16 protein-coding genes and 1 riboswitch are annotated in these 15,823 nt (G+C 41.0%); of the genes, 5 read left to right on the top strand and 11 right to left on the bottom strand.

Going from position 1 to position 15,823, the window contains the following annotated elements:
* Window positions 1–168 precede the first annotated feature (168 nt).
* The 5 genes from msrB to JIN86_RS13030 all read right to left on the bottom strand — a co-directional run bounded on the left by msrB (window position 169) and on the right by JIN86_RS13030 (window position 3,868).
* Window positions 169–597 carry a peptide-methionine (R)-S-oxide reductase MsrB gene (msrB, locus tag JIN86_RS13050; protein WP_202342114.1) on the bottom strand — a complete coding sequence of 143 codons (429 nt, stop codon included), beginning with the start codon at window positions 595–597 and terminating at the stop codon, window positions 169–171.
* Window positions 594–1,124, bottom strand: coding sequence for a peptide-methionine (S)-S-oxide reductase MsrA (gene msrA, locus JIN86_RS13045; protein WP_202342113.1), 531 nt, complete (start codon window positions 1,122–1,124; stop codon window positions 594–596). The genes msrB and msrA overlap by 4 nt, the downstream gene beginning before the upstream one ends.
* A 12-nt stretch (window positions 1,125–1,136) precedes the next feature.
* Window positions 1,137–1,718, bottom strand: a complete 582-nt coding sequence (locus JIN86_RS13040; RefSeq protein WP_004230217.1) for a YpmS family protein — start codon at window positions 1,716–1,718, stop codon at window positions 1,137–1,139.
* Window positions 1,719–1,722: 4 nt separating this feature from the next.
* Window positions 1,723–2,652, bottom strand: a complete 930-nt coding sequence (locus tag JIN86_RS13035) for a GDSL-type esterase/lipase family protein (protein WP_009371295.1) — start codon at window positions 2,650–2,652, stop codon at window positions 1,723–1,725.
* Between the two features lie 373 nt (window positions 2,653–3,025).
* On the bottom strand, window positions 3,026–3,868 hold the full coding sequence (locus tag JIN86_RS13030; protein ID WP_202342112.1) for a DegV family protein: 843 nt from the start codon (window positions 3,866–3,868) through the stop codon (window positions 3,026–3,028).
* A gap of 275 nt (window positions 3,869–4,143) precedes the next feature.
* On the opposite strand from JIN86_RS13030, the gene trhA reads away from it, so the two are divergent.
* Window positions 4,144–4,779, top strand: coding sequence for a PAQR family membrane homeostasis protein TrhA (gene trhA, locus JIN86_RS13025; RefSeq protein ID WP_009371293.1), 636 nt, complete (start codon window positions 4,144–4,146; stop codon window positions 4,777–4,779).
* 14 nt (window positions 4,780–4,793) lie between these two features.
* Here trhA and JIN86_RS13020 read toward each other — a convergent pair whose 3' ends face one another.
* Together JIN86_RS13020 and JIN86_RS13015 are read right to left on the bottom strand one after the other, a co-directional pair.
* The gene (locus JIN86_RS13020; RefSeq protein ID WP_202342111.1) at window positions 4,794–5,288 is read right to left on the bottom strand and encodes an HIT family protein; all 495 of its coding nucleotides are present in this window, start codon (window positions 5,286–5,288) and stop codon (window positions 4,794–4,796) included.
* A gap of 59 nt (window positions 5,289–5,347) precedes the next feature.
* Window positions 5,348–5,824, bottom strand: a complete 477-nt coding sequence (locus JIN86_RS13015) for a dihydrofolate reductase (protein ID WP_004230222.1) — start codon at window positions 5,822–5,824, stop codon at window positions 5,348–5,350.
* 160 nt (window positions 5,825–5,984) lie between these two features.
* Here JIN86_RS13015 and JIN86_RS13010 point away from each other — a divergent pair, with 160 nt between their 5' ends.
* Together JIN86_RS13010 and JIN86_RS13005 are read left to right on the top strand one after the other, a co-directional pair.
* Window positions 5,985–6,902, top strand: coding sequence for an alpha/beta hydrolase (locus tag JIN86_RS13010; RefSeq protein ID WP_202342110.1), 918 nt, complete (start codon window positions 5,985–5,987; stop codon window positions 6,900–6,902).
* Between the two features lie 62 nt (window positions 6,903–6,964).
* Entirely contained in the window at window positions 6,965–8,161 is a 1,197-nt protein-coding gene (locus tag JIN86_RS13005; protein ID WP_202342109.1) for a class I SAM-dependent rRNA methyltransferase, read from the top strand.
* 470 nt (window positions 8,162–8,631) lie between these two features.
* On the opposite strand, the gene JIN86_RS13000 is transcribed toward JIN86_RS13005, so the two are convergent.
* The 3 genes from JIN86_RS13000 to JIN86_RS12990 all read right to left on the bottom strand — a co-directional run bounded on the left by JIN86_RS13000 (window position 8,632) and on the right by JIN86_RS12990 (window position 12,413).
* Window positions 8,632–10,620 carry a S9 family peptidase gene (locus JIN86_RS13000; protein ID WP_004230225.1) on the bottom strand — a complete coding sequence of 663 codons (1,989 nt, stop codon included), beginning with the start codon at window positions 10,618–10,620 and terminating at the stop codon, window positions 8,632–8,634.
* A gap of 71 nt (window positions 10,621–10,691) precedes the next feature.
* A complete protein-coding gene (locus JIN86_RS12995; RefSeq protein ID WP_004230226.1) occupies window positions 10,692–11,369 on the bottom strand; it encodes a precorrin-3B methylase in 678 nt (225 codons plus the stop codon).
* A gap of 51 nt (window positions 11,370–11,420) precedes the next feature.
* On the bottom strand, window positions 11,421–12,413 hold the full coding sequence (locus JIN86_RS12990) for an ABC transporter substrate-binding protein (protein ID WP_004230227.1): 993 nt from the start codon (window positions 12,411–12,413) through the stop codon (window positions 11,421–11,423).
* 163 nt (window positions 12,414–12,576) lie between these two features.
* A riboswitch (cobalamin riboswitch) is annotated at window positions 12,577–12,763 on the bottom strand.
* Window positions 12,764–12,945: 182 nt separating this feature from the next.
* On the opposite strand from JIN86_RS12990, the gene JIN86_RS12985 reads away from it, so the two are divergent.
* Window positions 12,946–14,883 carry an elongation factor G gene (locus JIN86_RS12985; RefSeq protein WP_202342108.1) on the top strand — a complete coding sequence of 646 codons (1,938 nt, stop codon included), beginning with the start codon at window positions 12,946–12,948 and terminating at the stop codon, window positions 14,881–14,883.
* Window positions 14,847–15,071, top strand: a complete 225-nt coding sequence (locus JIN86_RS12980; protein WP_202342107.1) for a hypothetical protein — start codon at window positions 14,847–14,849, stop codon at window positions 15,069–15,071. The genes JIN86_RS12985 and JIN86_RS12980 overlap by 37 nt, the downstream gene beginning before the upstream one ends.
* On the opposite strand, the gene JIN86_RS12975 is transcribed toward JIN86_RS12980, so the two are convergent.
* Entirely contained in the window at window positions 15,066–15,821 is a 756-nt protein-coding gene (locus JIN86_RS12975) for a hypothetical protein (protein WP_202342106.1), read from the bottom strand. The two genes, JIN86_RS12980 and JIN86_RS12975, sit on opposite strands and share 6 nt — an antisense overlap.
* Between the last annotated feature and the right edge of the window lie 2 nt (window positions 15,822–15,823).

Here is a 15,823-nt window from a genome sequence, read left to right as displayed (position 1 = left end):
TTTTTTATTGGTCCTCCCTTAACTTTGCGGGGCTATCCTTCACTTTGAGCAATCTATCCGCTACTTTTTCAGGTTTATCCTCCACTTTCAGATTTCTATCCTTCTAATCTGCTGTGTCTCATGACCATAAAAAAACCTAGCAAGGAGCTACCTTGCCAGGTTTTTTACCTATTTAAATAGTGCTAGGTATTCGCCATAGCCTTCTTTTTCTAAATCTTCTTTTGCGATAAATCGAAGCGCTGCTGAGTTAATGCAGTAGCGTAAGCCGCCTCGCTCACTTGGACCGTCTGGGAAAACATGTCCTAGATGCGAATCCGCTTCTTTACTGCGTACCTCCACACGACGCATACCGTGAGATGTATCGAAATGTTCGGTTACCTGTTCTTTTTCAATCGGCTTTGTGAAAGCTGGCCAGCCACAGCCTGAGTTGTATTTATCGAGTGAGCTGAATAAAGGCTTGCCAGACACAATGTCTACGTAGATGCCTTCTGCAAAATGGTCATCAAACTCATTACGGAATGGTGGCTCTGTGCCATTTTCCTGTGTTACAAAGTATTGCATCTCTGTTAATTCTTTTAAACGTTGTTCCTTATTCATGTTTGTTCCCCCCAGTGTTGCTCCTGAAACGCTCGACGACCTGATCCAATCGAATAGCGCTCATAGTGCATTGGATTTTTCTTATAATACTGTTGATGATAATCCTCAGCCGGATAAAACGTAGTGGCAGGTAAGATTTTTACCATAATTGGTTTATCAAACTTGCCAGACGCTTGTAAATCCGACTTTGAACGTTCAGCTAGCTCACGCTGTTCTTCGTTATGATAAAAAATAGCCGTTGTGTAGGATTCTCCACGGTCGTAAAATTGACCACCTGCATCTGTTGGGTCAATTAAAGTCCAATAAATCGCAAGTAGCTGCTCGTAGCTATATAACTCATCATCAAATGTGATTTGTACAGCTTCCACATGCCCTGTTGTTTCCGAGCAAACCTGTTCATAGGTAGGATTTACAACATGTCCACCTGTATAGCCTGAGATTACGGAATCAATCCCAGGTGTTTCGTCAAAGGGCTTGACCATACACCAAAAACAGCCTCCCGCAAATGTTGCATATTGCTTTGCCATTCATTTCACTCCTTATTCACCAGGAACAATAATTTCCAATAAAATTTTATCCTTTGGTAAGTCCAACTCTTTAGCACGTACACGTGAACCAGAGGCAATGTTAATACGCGATAAATCAATATATATTTCTGCTTTATTCGGATTCACGGTAATCCAAGAGGGAAATTCCACCGAATCACGCATGATTTTCATTGTCGTTTCTGGTGGAATGTTTAATAACCCTACATTCATGCCTGTCTGTTTTAAAATAATATTCCCCTTGTCATCCACAATGGGGTCAAAATTCATGGAGATAGGGATTTCCGTATAAAATACCGTCAGTGTGCTACGTAATTGAATATCATCCCCAATTGTGAAATCCAGTGGTAAAGGAGAGCCTTTCGCTGCATCCTTTAGGTATTTTTTTGATATCGATTCTAATTCCTTTGTTGTGGTTTGCACCACGAGTACATTCCCTTTGCTTTCACTTTCACCTGCTGAACTCTTCGCAACATGGACATCATCCACTGGTCTAGTTGCTAAAAAAACGACGAGGAGGATTGCAAAAAGCACTGTGCCCGCTAAGGCGAAAAACGCGACTTTCCATTTATTCATTTTGTCACTCCTCGAAGCCTATTGCCTTGTTAATCTTTTTTTCCATACCACACTGCTCCATTGCTGCTAGTATACGCTCTGTCATTTTTTCATACCCCTTTGCATTCGGGTGGAAAAAGTCTGTATGATAGACGAGCTCTTCATTTGAATCAAACAAATCTTCTACTGATACGTAACAAGCATTGGAATCCTTGCTGGCTACTTCCTCAATCACATTATTCCATTCTGTGATAATCGTATCAAATTCATTCGCCTCATTGGTTACAATCGAAAAAGGATTGTAAAAACCAATGAGTAATAAGGGCACTGTCGGATTTTTAGCACGAATGCCTTCTACGATTTTGCTGTAACGTTCCTTGTATGCCAATAATTCCTTATCAAAAGCATCACGTTTCAGGTTAAATAAATCCTGCCTGACGACCTTCATGACATCATTGCCACCCATTGTTAAGGAAATTAGCTGGGCTTCTTGCAGCTCTTCATCATAATGCCCTTTTTTCACTAACTTTAGTAGCTGATCACTGCGTCTACCACGTTTGCCCCGATTATCAACCTCTACATCCGAAATCGAAGGCCATGCGAGCAATGAATCTGCTAATCTTCCAACATAACCGTCTTGACTATACTCATCACCGACACCATCTGTCAACGAATCTCCCAGTGCCAAGTAATGTAGTTGCTTTGCTTGTTCTTCATCAATTTGCGATAAATCCTCTGCTGATGGCTCAAAAAAATGTTCAAAAATTTGCGTCAACATATTCTTAGATGTTTTTTCCTCATCTTCTGTTTGTTGCTCATCCTGCGGTATATCTTGCTCCGTTCCTGCTTGCTCACCTTCAGGTTCTGCTTGCGGATTCGGTTCATCGATTGATATTGCACAACCACTTAGTACTAAGACGGTCAAACATGACAACATAAATCGCCAAATGTCCATTTGACCACCTTCCATCCCTTTCTATTACTTCTATTATAGAATAGTTCATGTCGCAATGAAAAGTGACTTACCCTTAGTTCTCCATAATTTTGTGCTCTTGCCAAATTTCCTCACTCAATAATGATAAATAATTAGGAAGATTTCTGATTATTTTTGGTGGCACCATGATCACTGTTTGATTGAAGCTACTCTTCTTTGGTCGAAAAACGCTCACAATTTGATTGGAGCCGCTCTTTTTTGTTAGCAAAGTGATCACATTTTGATTGAGGACGCTCATAGTTAGTCGAAAACTGCTCATCCCTCTGTCAAAGTTGCTAGGAGATCCACGCATAAAAAAAGCCACTACATTTACTTATGTAGTAGCTCCTTCTTATTATTCTGCAAAATAAATAAAACCAATTGCTCCTGGACCTGTATGTGTCGAGATGATTGGAGATGTAAAGGCAATTTCAACATCGTTAAAGCCAGTTTCTTCGATCAGCGCTTTTAATGGGTTGCCCATCGTTACGAGGCCATCTGCATGGGAAATGCCGACTGCCTTCACTGTTTTTCCAGCTGTATCTGCTTGGAATTGTTTAAATAAAAAATTGACTACTTGTTTATGACTACGTACCTTTGACACAGGATTGTATACGCCACCTTCAAGGTTGGCAATGACTTTGATGTTTAGGAGAGAACCGATAAAGCCTTTTCCTTTACCAATCCGACCGCCTTTGATTAAGTTTTCGAGCGTGTCTACAATAACGTATAAATGTGTATTGTCTCGTACCTTTTCTAAACGTGCCACGATATCCTCCACAGTGGCGCCTTCATCTCGCATACGGATGGCCTCTCGTAGTTGGATAGCTAAACCAATCGCGATAAAGCGCGAGTCAATGACTGTCACATCAGCATCTGTCATTTGTGCTGCTTGACGGGCTGATTCTACCGTTCCACTCATACCGCCAGTCATATGAATGGAGATAATTTGATCGCCATCTTTACCGAGCTCATCATATAATTCCTTAAATTTACCTGGTGCTGGTTGTGAACTTTTCGGTAAATTTTTTGCATTTTTCATTAAGCCTAAAAAAGATTGTGGCTCTAAGTCCACTCCATCTGTATATGTTTGACCATCAATTTGAATCGTTAAAGGCACGATATGTATGCCATGTTGTGCTACTTCTTCTTTTGTTAAATCACAAGTTGAGTCCGTTACTATATGAATTCGTCTCACTTCGACACATCCTTTTACTTCATTAAAATTTATTATATAGACTAATGAATCATTATGTAAACATGACATTTGTCATTAGGCAAAGCTCTGTCCTAGCTCGCATGTAAACGCTACCTTGGATACTATAGCGTTTTCACCTCCCTCCTGTCTATCAATGCCCCTCAAAGAATATGACAGGCTTATGACATTTTTGATATGAACTATATGACAAATGTAAATGTTCATCTATAAATTATTGGGGTATAGTAAATGTATGAACGAAAGGAGTGTTTCAAATGGTTGATTCATTTGACTATAAATCATGGAGGGAAGAGCTGTGGAATGCCATAACACACGGTATTGGTTTCATTGCTAGTATTCCAGCACTGGTTGTTCTACTGTTAGCAGCCGTACAAACAGGAAATGCCCTACATATTACAACCTTCAGCATTTTCGGTGCGTCTGTCATCATTCTGTTTTTAATGTCTACATTACTTCACAGTATGCCAGAAAAATATAAAAACTTTTTCGCTATTTTGGACCATTCGTCCATTTATATTTTAATTGCCGGCACCTATACGCCGTTTTTATTAATTGCCGTTGGTGGTACACTTGGATTGACGCTACTATGTATTATTTGGTCATTGGCTGTGCTTGGTGTATTGTTTAAATGTTTCTTTATTAATCGCTTTGAAGTACTTTCATTAATTTTTTATATTGGCATGGGCTGGTTAATTATATTTGCCATTAAGCCCGTTTATCTGTATTTAGGTTTACATGGCTTTGCTTTTCTACTAGCAGGCGGGCTATTTTATACGATTGGAGCCATCTTTTATGCATGGCGCTCTCTGCCCTTTAATCATGCGATATGGCATCTCTTTGTACTAGCGGGCTGTGCGTCCATGTATGCCTGTGTGTACTTCTATTTATAAAAAAATCGCTCCCATCATATGGAGCGATTTTTTATGTATTCTCTTAAAAACATAATGCCTTCCCTTACCTCTTTTTCATTCTCTTCATGATTCAATTGATTACGAGCATGAAGTAAAACTGGCCTTAAGGATTCCACGGATCGCCCAAATGCATGCATCCACTCATAGCGTGGCACCATCCAAGTATGGAAGTGATGGGTCGTATCTTCATTGTAAAAATAATAAACGTATTCTATGTCCAATACTTCCCTTTGAGCCTTTCTGATTGTTGTTAAGAGGTTGATATAGTCCAGTTTTTCATCATCGTTTAATTCATCAAAGCAATGAATGTGACGCTTGGAGGCTAAAATGACTAATCCCTTGATAGGATACGCTACATCTTGGTGAGCGTGAAAATAATCTGTTTCAATCACTACTCCTCCATTGGGTGCTACCTGTCCACTAGTGATGGCACAGCTCAAACAATCAACATGTGCAATTTCTCCATTCGATAAGGTTATTTTACGCATCAATATTCCCCCTACTTACAGAAGAAGGACGGTCCTACAAAACCGTACTTCTCTCGCTGTTATTTTCGTTCAAATATTTGATATTGGAATGTATAGCCTTCTGGGGCTGTTTCAGGCTCCTCTGAAGAGACTTGAACAAAATCTTGCTCATAGCTCGGGAAATAGGTGTCTCCCTGAAAGGCATGATTAATTTTTGTGATATACAAGCGATCAGCTATCTCCATCACTAAACGGAAAATTTGCTCGCCGCCAATAATCATCACCTCAGGTACATCTCCAGCTAGCGCTAAAGCTTCTTCCAAGCTAGTCACAGTTTCAATGCCTTCTGCCTGATAGTTTTCATCACGTGTAATGACGATGTTGCGTCGCCCTGGAAGTGGTCGACCGATGGATTCAAATGTTTTACGTCCCATGATCATAGGCTTGCCCATTGTTTTTTGTTTAAAATACTGCAGATCCCCAGGTAAATGCCAGGGCATCCCATTGTTATATCCGATGACGTGATTGTCATCATGTGCCACAATTAAAGAAATCATACTGTCCCTCCAAATACTTTCGTCCCTTTTATTATAAACATAATGCGCTTATTTCACCTATTTTTAAATAAATAAACATTTGTTACACCTAAATCCTAGTAAAATTATATGAATAATTTATAATAGGAATAACAAACCTCACAATAAAGGAATGATGAAGATGATAACTTTAAGAAAAGAAGCTGTTCAATATCTAGAAGCTCAGCGTACTGGTACACCTTATTACAAAGTTTCACCGCAGGAAGCGAGAGCCATGCGGACGGTTACACAATGGCAATCTGCACACAAACCGAAGCTAGCATCCATTGAGGATCACAAAATTACAGTGCGAGATGGCGAACAAATTTCAGTTCGGCTTTATACGCCCGTTCTCGGTAAAACATTACCTGTTATTGTTTATTATCATGGTGGAGGCTGGGTCTATGGCAATCTAGAATCTGTCGATGCAGGCTGCCAGCTATTAGCAGACCAGGCACAGGCGATTGTGGTATCAGTGGATTACCGCTTAGCACCTGAATATCCTTTCCCAACACCCTTACATGATGCCTACGATAGCTTAGTATGGGTGTACGATCATATGGAAGCCTTAAGTGGCGATGCAAGTCGATTATCAGTTGCTGGGGACAGTGCTGGCGGAAATTTGGCTACTGTGGTTGCATACTTAGCTACTGCACTAGAGGGACCATCGTTACACGCTCAAACACTCATCTATCCTGTCACAAATGTCGATTTTTCAACAATATCTTATCTGGCATATGGTGAAGATTACGGCTTAGATACACAAGCCATGCAGTGGTTCTCTCATCACTATACAGAGGAAGCAAACTTCACAAATCCACTTGTGTCCCCTCTTCAGCTAGAGGAAGTCCGTAACATGCCCAAAACATTCATTATTGCTGCAGAGGCAGATGTTCTCTTTGATGAGGGTCTAAGCTATGCACAAAAGTTAAAGGCTGCTGGTGTGGTAGTGGAACATATTACAATGCCAGGTTTAATCCATAGTTATTTCAGTAAAATGAATTATTTTGAAGAAGTAACGATTGAAACCGTGACAAAAATTGCGCAATTCCTGAAATAAGTTTGGCTATCCCGTGCAAACAGTGCGATAATAGAGCAAAACGTTTTTTAAAGGATGACACTATGACACAAACAATAGCTCTACAAATACAACAGCCCTTTTCTGATCAATTAAGAAAAGGCTTCCCCCTTATTTCAAAAGATGCGGTTGATGCACGACGTTTACCTGCTGAGCAAGGAACACTCCTCAAGCTCATGGATCACCATAACCGTTTTATTGGAACAGGTTACTACGGCATCCAAAATAAAGGCATTGGCTGGGTGCTAACGACCGATGCGAATGAAACAATCGATAAAGCTTTTTTTATAAAAAAATTCAAAAAAGCCATCGACAATCGTGCCGCATTTTTTAGCAATGAAAACACAACAGCCTTTCGTGTGTTTAATGGTGAAGGAGATGGCATTGGCGGTCTTACGATTGATTTTTTTAACAGCTACTATATGGTAAGCTGGTATAGTGAGGGCATTTACTCATTTAAAGAAGTGGTGTATGAGGCGCTTGCTGAGACAGTGGACTACCAAGCGATTTATGAGAAAAAACGCTTTGATAGCAAAGGACAATATATCGAGCAGGATGATTTTGTGATGGGCACGCCAGGAGAATTTCCTATCATGGTGAAGGAAAATGGTATGACCTATGCGGTGCATTTAAACGATGGCGCCATGACAGGGATTTTCCTCGATCAACGTGAGGTACGATTGGCTATTCGTGAGCGTTATGCCCACAATACAGACATGCTGAATACATTTTCCTATACAGGAGCATTTTCTGTGGCAGCCGCTCTAGGAGGAGCCATCAAGACAACGAGTGTAGATGTGGCAAAGCGCAGTCTAGCCAAAACGATTGAGCAATTTAGTGTCAATCATATTGATTATGAGGCACAGGATATAAAAGTCATGGATGTCTTCCATTATTTTAAATACGCACAGCGTCATGCTTTACAGTTTGACCTTGTCGTATTAGACCCACCTAGCTTTGCACGTACGAAGCAAATGACCTTTTCAACGGCAAAGGACTACCCTAAATTACTAAAGGACACGATTGCCATTACCGCTAAAAACGGCATCATTGTGGCTTCCACAAATAATGCCAGCTTTGGCATGAAAAAGTTCAAAGGCTTTATTGACCAAGCATTTAAAGAGACGCGTACACGCTATAAAATTGTCGAGGAATACGGTTTACCGAAGGATTTCCGTGTACCACGTGAATACCCTGAATTTAATTATCTGAAGGTCGTGTTCATCCAGAAAATCGACTAACCAATCGAGAATCACACCATGTTGTGATTCTTTTTTTATGTGAGAAAAAGTTGATTCTACCTAAGTAAAGTCTTGAAAAAGTTTTTAATTATCGTAAGTTTGTTAGTATTAGTTGCATGTTCAAATGATGAAGCACCTTTCAAATTTTGATGCAGTTATGATAACAACTGTAATGTTTGAAGAAAAAGTCCCTATTATTTTTTAGATTCAACAACACGTCATATTCCATCTACAAGAGAAGGGACTACATTAGAAACGGTTCATTGGGAATCATTAAATAACGGTCCTTATACAACAATTTATTTATATGATTATAAAGGAAATAGAGAAGATGTTTAGACCTTTATCATAAAGGTGAACAAATCCTTTACCATGAGATTTTTTTTAAAATTGTATCGTTTATAAACCATCATACAGGTCTTCTCTATTAAAAGTAGCCTAAGAAGATACTCTCTTCTTAGGCCACCCTATTATAGATATTTCACAAACCAATCACGAATATATTCAAGTCGATTAATTCGCAATGTGGGCTTTCCACTTCTTGACAGTTCATGATTCGCCTCAGGGAAACGCACGAATTTTGTTTGTTTTTTACGATACTTTAAGGCGATAAACAATTGCTCTGCCTGCTCAATTGGACAACGATAGTCTTTTTCACCATGTAAAATCAATAATGGTGTCTCCACTTTGTCTACATACTTCAGCGGCGAATGATGCCATAGCTTCTCTATATCATCGAGCCCTGCTTGAATTTGCCAGTCTGTAAAGTAATAGCCGATATCACTGACACCAGCAAAGCTAATCCAGTTCGAAATGGAGCGCTGCGTCACAGCTGCTTTAAAGCGATTTGTATGGCCCACAATCCAGTTAGTCATAAAACCACCGTAGCTTCCGCCAGTTACTCCTAGACGATCCTGATCAATAAAATCATAGTGCTCCAGAGCGTAGTCTACCGCTGCCATTAAGTCCGCATAATCATTACCACCATAATCGCCACGTACTGCATCAACAAATTTTTGGCCATAGCCATGACTACCACGCGGATTAGTGTAAAGCACTGCAAAGCCTTGTGCAGCAAGGATTTGGAATTCATTAAAATAGGTATTGCCATACATTGCATGTGGACCACCGTGGATTTCAAGAATGAGAGGATACTTCTTCCCTGCTTCATAGCCAATTGGCTTCATAATCCAGCCATTGACCTTCCAGCCTTCTGCACCTTCAAATTCTATACTCTCTGGAACAGCTAATGTTTTGGTCTTTAAAAATTCTTCATTAATGGACGTCAACTGTTCTTTGGCACCCGTTTTTAGGTTCACATAAAACAGATCGCCTGGATTGGTCGTTGTGCTAATAGCCACAATAGCCTGATCGTTTTGCGCATCAAGTGAGAAGCCATAAACATATTGATCATCATGGATAGCTGGGTAAATTTCGCCATCTACATTTCCGTAATAGATCGCCGCATTGCCGTGATCTGTGACTTGGAAGTAGAAGCTATGATTATCATTCATCCATTGAACACGTGGTGACGCTACACCTTGCAGGAAATCACCGATGACAAAATCACCGACAGGCGCATCAAATTCACTTGTTACACAGTTTAGTAGTTTTTGCTCCATGTCATAAATCCAAAGCTTCGCTTGTGTGGCATTTTCAAATTCACGTTCTCCACCTACAAAAGAAAGATAACGACTATTCGGTGACCAAGCCGTTTGGTAATATGCACCCGAACCTTCTGTTAGCTTGTGACTCTGTTTCGTTTCTAACTCCAATAAATAGATATCCACATTGAATGAGAAATCTAAATCCTCCGCTTTATCTGCTAAATACGTAAGGTATTTGCCATCTGGCGACCAAGTACCCAGATGGAAGTACTCTTTGCCTTCTGTCACTTGTTCTAGCTCTCCTGATTCCACATTGACCATGGCAATATGGGTAAACTGCTCCATATCAATAAATCCACCAGCATCCGATTTGTGTTTCATTTTCTCGATTTCTAGTGGCTTTAGTTCTTTATCCTTTTTCTTCTCATCCTCCGCTTTATCTAGGATGGTTTCATCTTTCCCTAGCACGACTGAAAAAGCAATTTTCTTGCCACATGGTGACCAGACAGGGGATGTCGCTCCATTTTTACAATGTGTCACCTGTTTTGCCTCTCCACCTGCTTTCGAAAGAACATAAATTTGTGACTTACCTGTTCTCGTTGACAAAAATGCAATTTGACTACCATCTGGTGACCAAACAGGGGAACTCGTTCTATCTTCGCCAAATGTCCATTGCTGTGGTGTTTTGTCCTTCAAATTTATGTAAAACAAATTCGATATATAGTCATTTTTCTTCTCGTCCATACGAGTCTCTATATAAACTACCTCTGTCCCATCTGGTGAAAGCTGTGGATCTGCTACTGATTTTAAGTGATAAAGATCTTCTGGTTGAATCCCTTGTTTCGATGTCATGTTCTTGCTCCTTTGTATTGTAATTTTCTGTGCCTTACTACAATACTTCGACACCCTAAGTAATATCCCTGCTATTTAATTGAATTTTTTACTAGTTCCCAATATTCTGCGTACTTTGTTCTGCGATAAAATTTGTAAAAGGGCTCATTTGGGCGAGCATGCTCCTTATATAGGTTGATCAGAAGCAGTAAAAAATCTTCAATTTGTGTGACGTCTACCCTCTTAGCGAATAACGTGCCAGCCTGTGCCTTTGCTCCCATCGGTACTGCCCCTAAATAGACATCAAAGCTTTCTTGTTGGTAAACGAGTCCAATATCATCATAGACTGCATTGTAGCAAGCTGATGCACAGCCATTAATATTGACACGCACTCTTGCAGGTACCTTCATCCCCGCTAGGGCATGATAGAGCTGTTCGGTTATTGGAGCAGCATCCATTTTCTCCCCATCACAAAAATCGCAGGCCTTCATGGCTATGATTGGACCAGAGGGAGCAACATAGAGACCCGCTTCCTGTAAGGCTTGCACCGCTTCTGTGGCATCGCACGTTGGTATGGACAAGAGTATACTATAGGAAGCAGAATACTTTATCGCCCCCTTTTCGCCAGCAATTTCGGCTATTTTTTGGAATTGTGCAGGGGTATAATGCTTATTAATAATGCCAGGGCTAACGGCTAGACGGGTAAACTCACCATGACGGTTCAGTGTTTCAAATGTTTGATCTGGTACATTTTTTTGAAATGCGTTCATTTTTATCGCTCCTTATAAAAAAGGAGCTAGCAAAACGCTAGCTCGAATGGATTAAAAGTTTTCAGGATAGAAGCCCGTGGCTAAAATTTCAATGGCCTCTGCCGCACGAACCCCTTCAGACGCTGCTGAAAGTGGCAGGATGACAAAGCGCTCATTTTTGACCGCTTCCATCTCCTTCAATGCTGGATCATTTTTTAAGAATTGGATCTTTTGGTCTGCCGTTGTTTCACCGTAATCAATCACGACAACTACCTCTGGGTTGCGGTCTACTGCATCTTCCTTCGATACAGTTGTCCAACCTGATTCCACATCACCAAAGATATTTTGACCACCTGCGATTGTCACAAGCTCATTCATAAAGTTTTGACCAGCTGTAAATACATCCTTTTCACCGCTATCAAACACAAGAACACGTAATTTTTCGCTATCTTTTGGTAATTTAGCTTGTACTGCCTCTACATCTTTCGTCATTTGATCAATTAAAGCTTCGCCACGATCCTCAATACGGAAAATCTTTGCGATATGGCGAATATCAGTGAAAATATCCTCTAATGTTGGCTTTGTCATGTTGGAAGCCGTATGTAAATACGTATGGATGCCTAATTCTTCAAGTTCTTCTGGTGTGCCTACCCCCTTTTCGCCAAAGCCACTTTTCCAGCCTGCATATAGGAAATCTGCCTCGGCATCAATGACTTGCTCCTTCGTTGGGTATTGATCAGAAAGCACAGGGACTTTATCGTATGCCTCTTGCAATGGCTCATAGATTTTATCATCTAAGTAAGCTGTCCCTACCATAGAATCCTCTAAGCCAAGTGCTAGCATGATTTCTGTCACATGCTGATTTAAGCTAATCGCTTTTGTTGGTGCTTCCGTATATGTTTGACTTGTGTCATTGTTTTCAATGGTTACTTCGGCTGCCGCCTCAGATGGCTCAACCTTTTCACCTTGTACTGCTGATTCCGTTTTGTCTTTTGCATTACAAGCCCCTAAAACAGCGATCAAGGCAATGATCATCATTAGCCATATACTTTTCCATTTCTTCATGTCCTTTTCTCCTTTGTTGTTAAAATATAGAAAGAAATCAGGGATTTCTTTACTACCTAGGTGGTTGGAAGGGCATAAAAAAAACCCTCTTGTCGCCAAGAGAGTAGCATAGTGAAATAACGGTATATTACCTGTATCACTATCCCCATCCTCGTGGTTCTTAGTCAAAAAATACATACTGGCAGGTATCCTGGCTTAGGTTCATCATCTATACGCCTTCCCATAGTTTCCCTACAGTGGCATGCTGTATAGACTCCCCCTTTACAGTTGCGGGACAGCATCGGAATTGCACCGATTTCCCTTTTAAGCAAATGACAAATGCCATTTGCACCAATACGTTCTATAATGGTCAATACTATTGATAGACTAGCAGAAGAAAATTTATCGCGCAATCAGTAGTATGACACTAAAAGTATAATCATCACTATATTAGCACTATTTCGACATAAAGACGAACTATTTTACAAGAAATATAGAAGCTAGTATTCTGTTACAATAAAAAGATAGCATTCTATAGAAACGAGGATTTCTTATGTACAAAACAATTGGTGTACTTGCGCACGTGGATGCAGGGAAAACGACCTTTTCTGAGCAAGTACTTTTTCATACAAATAGTATCCAAGCCCGTGGTCGAGTTGATCATCAGGATACCTTTCTTGATAATCACGAGCTGGAGCGCAGACGAGGCATTACGATATTTGCCGAGCAGGGGCGTATGAGCATTGGCAATGATACATACACATTGATTGATACACCAGGGCATGTCGATTTCTCCCCTGAGATGGAGCGTGCCATTCGTGTGATGGATTATGCCATTATGATCATTAGCGCTGTTGAAGGGATACAAGGCCATACAGAAACAGTATGGCAACTTTTACGTCAATACCATGTCCCTACCTTCTTCTTTATCAACAAAATAGATCGTGAGGGTGCCAATGTGGAGGCTGTCATCAGCCAGCTTCGCAAAGATTGCTCACAGCATATATTGTTCATCGATGAGCCATTGCGAGCAGACTATGTATCAAATAGCATCATGGAATGGCTAGCGGAGCGCGACGAAGAATTGCTTGATGCCTTTCTGAATGAGTCATTGGAGCATGAACAGTGTCTTGCTCAATTACAGGGAATGATTAAAAATGAATGTGCCTTCCCTTGCTTTGCTGGCTCTGCCTTAAAGGATGAGGGCATTCAGGAATTTCTTGACCAGCTCCCACTGTTAACGTGTACCGATTTTGACAAGGATGCCCCGTTTGAGGGAGAGGTTTTTAAAATTCGTCATGATGGTCACCAACGTTTAACCTTTATGAAGGCGGTCAAGGGTTCATTGCATGTGCGGGATGAATTTTTATTTGGCGAAGTAACAGAAAAAGTAACCGAAATTCGCCTTTATAACGGCAGTCGCTATGAGACTGTTCAACAGATAGAGGCAGGAGAAATTTTCGCTGTCAAAGGACTGAGCCAGGCAAACATTGGGGATCAAATCGGTACAACGATGCTATCCCAGCCCTATGAGCTTGTCCCAACCTTACAGGCAAAGGTTCAATATGAGGGCGATCAGCATATCAAGGAAGTGCTCCAGTTTTTCCGTTTACTCGAAGCTGAAGAGCCGTCCTTGCGTGTGGTCTGGCAGGAAAAATTTCAGGAAATCCATGTGCATATTATGGGTGTCATTCAATTGGAGGTCCTGACAGAGGTATTCATGACGCGTTTTTCAATAGCTGTCTCCTTTGGTGAGCCGCAAATTTTATATATGGAAACCATTGCGACCCCCGTAACAGGCTATGGTCATTTCGAGCCCCTCAAGCATTATGCCGAAGTTCATTTATTAATGGAGCCAAATCCACGTGGAACAGGTAATACCTTCAGCAATGCCTGTCATGCCGATCATTTATCTGTAGGCAATCAGCGCCTTGTTGAAAAGCACCTGTTTGAGCGTGATCATCATGGGCTACTGACAGGCTTCCCTGTAACAGATATTCATTTTACACTTCTAACAGGTCGCGGGCATAATGAGCATACATCGGGGGGAGATTTCCGTGAAGCCAGTTTCCGTGCCCTACGTCAGGGGCTGGAGCAGGCACAAAATGTTCTACTTGAACCCTATTATCGCTTTAAAATGAAGGCTTCAAACGACTTTATCGGTCGTATGATGACTGATATTCAGCAAGCAGCAGGCATATTCGATGACCCGATTTTATCCGAAACGGATGTTATCCTAACAGGTCGTGCGCCTGTTGCCACTTTAATGAGCTACAGTACAACCTTTGCCGCCTATACAAATGGGAAAGGTGCACTCACACTCCAATTTGATGGCTATGATGTGTGCCATAATACAGAGGATGTGATTGCACAGATTGGCTACGATAAAAATGCAGACCCTGAGTATAGCTCCTCTAGTATCTTTTGTGCAAAGGGCAAAGGGTATACGGTTCCATGGCAAGAAGCACAGGCAGCCATGCATTGCCTGTAGGATGGGGTGATTTTGTTCGCGTGAAGGCATTACTTGCTTTCGCGGGTATTCGTCGCACTAGCGCGGGTATTTCACTTGCTTCCGCAGGTATTCGTCGCACTAGCGCGGGTATTTTTCCTGCTTTCGCGGATATTCATAGCGCAAGATCAAAACAAGCCCTCCGAATAATGGAGGGCTTGTTTTTATAGTGCACCTACAGCCTTCTTTGTTGGTTTGTCCATCAAATAAGCGGGTTCAACTATCACGTAGTCATGCTTGTTTGTAAAATCAATTAGTACCTTACCTGGCTGACTTTTTAAAAGTTGTAGATGATTAATTAATTGCAGTAAAAGCTCGTGACCGTTGCCACGTGGATGCCAGTTGAAATGATAATCATTTAACGCTTGCACTGCTTCAATAAACTGGGCATATTCCTGCTGTACAAATGCGATGAGTTTGTCATGGTGAGGCGCTAAATCGTGTAAATACGTTTCGTAAAAGCGCATAACAATCGAGCATAATAAGTCATTGACACGAGCGGCACTTAAAACAGGCTTTGGCTCCAATGAGAGACGGTCAAGGTTGGGCTTTGCGCGTGTAGAATCAATGCGCGTAATTAAGTGATACGCTTCTCCATTGACCTCATAGACAATCGGATTGGTCGGCATGTACATCATAAAACTATTCGTCTTTGTTTTCAGTTCATCTGCTATGGCTGCTTTCGCTAAAAGATGACCGTCCACATCCCCATTTTGTATCCAAATAATTTCTTTATTATATAAAATTTGCTCAAAGAAGCGATCATTGCGAATCAGCTTCGTTGCTAATAATTGATCGATCAGAGACTCGACCACCATTCTTGTTTTCGCTTTCTTGGCAACTTCTGTGCGTGGTTGCTTACAAATGTTCAGATCTTCATAAGGCGTTTCCAACATTGTCGTTACATGAATATTTGTCATAC

The sequence above is a fragment of the Lysinibacillus sp. HST-98 genome (assembly GCF_016757845.1).
GTDB lineage: Bacteria > Bacillota > Bacilli > Bacillales_A > Planococcaceae > Lysinibacillus > Lysinibacillus capsici.
The sequence above is the reverse complement of the archived record's forward strand: the minus strand, read 5'-3'. Positions and strand labels throughout refer to the sequence as shown.

Bases quoted from the DNA above. Each gene is read 5' to 3' on its own strand.
- msrB (WP_202342114.1), bottom strand. From the start codon at position 597: ATGAATAAGGAACAACGTTTAAAAGAATTAACAGAGATGCAATACTTT.
- msrA (WP_202342113.1), bottom strand. From the start codon at position 1,124: ATGGCAAAGCAATATGCAACATTTGCGGGAGGCTGTTTTTGGTGTATG.
- JIN86_RS13040 (WP_004230217.1), bottom strand. From the start codon at position 1,718: ATGAATAAATGGAAAGTCGCGTTTTTCGCCTTAGCGGGCACAGTGCTT.
- JIN86_RS13035 (WP_009371295.1), bottom strand. From the start codon at position 2,652: ATGGACATTTGGCGATTTATGTTGTCATGTTTGACCGTCTTAGTACTA.
- trhA (WP_009371293.1), top strand. From the start codon at position 4,144: ATGGTTGATTCATTTGACTATAAATCATGGAGGGAAGAGCTGTGGAAT.
- JIN86_RS13020 (WP_202342111.1), bottom strand. From the start codon at position 5,288: ATGCGTAAAATAACCTTATCGAATGGAGAAATTGCACATGTTGATTGT.
- JIN86_RS13015 (WP_004230222.1), bottom strand. From the start codon at position 5,824: ATGATTTCTTTAATTGTGGCACATGATGACAATCACGTCATCGGATAT.
- JIN86_RS13010 (WP_202342110.1), top strand. From the start codon at position 5,985: ATGATAACTTTAAGAAAAGAAGCTGTTCAATATCTAGAAGCTCAGCGT.
- JIN86_RS13005 (WP_202342109.1), top strand. From the start codon at position 6,965: ATGACACAAACAATAGCTCTACAAATACAACAGCCCTTTTCTGATCAA.
- JIN86_RS13000 (WP_004230225.1), bottom strand. From the start codon at position 10,620: ATGACATCGAAACAAGGGATTCAACCAGAAGATCTTTATCACTTAAAA.
- JIN86_RS12995 (WP_004230226.1), bottom strand. From the start codon at position 11,369: ATGAACGCATTTCAAAAAAATGTACCAGATCAAACATTTGAAACACTG.
- JIN86_RS12990 (WP_004230227.1), bottom strand. From the start codon at position 12,413: ATGAAGAAATGGAAAAGTATATGGCTAATGATGATCATTGCCTTGATC.
- JIN86_RS12985 (WP_202342108.1), top strand. From the start codon at position 12,946: ATGTACAAAACAATTGGTGTACTTGCGCACGTGGATGCAGGGAAAACG.
- JIN86_RS12980 (WP_202342107.1), top strand. From the start codon at position 14,847: ATGGCAAGAAGCACAGGCAGCCATGCATTGCCTGTAGGATGGGGTGAT.
- JIN86_RS12975 (WP_202342106.1), bottom strand. From the start codon at position 15,821: ATGACAAATATTCATGTAACGACAATGTTGGAAACGCCTTATGAAGAT.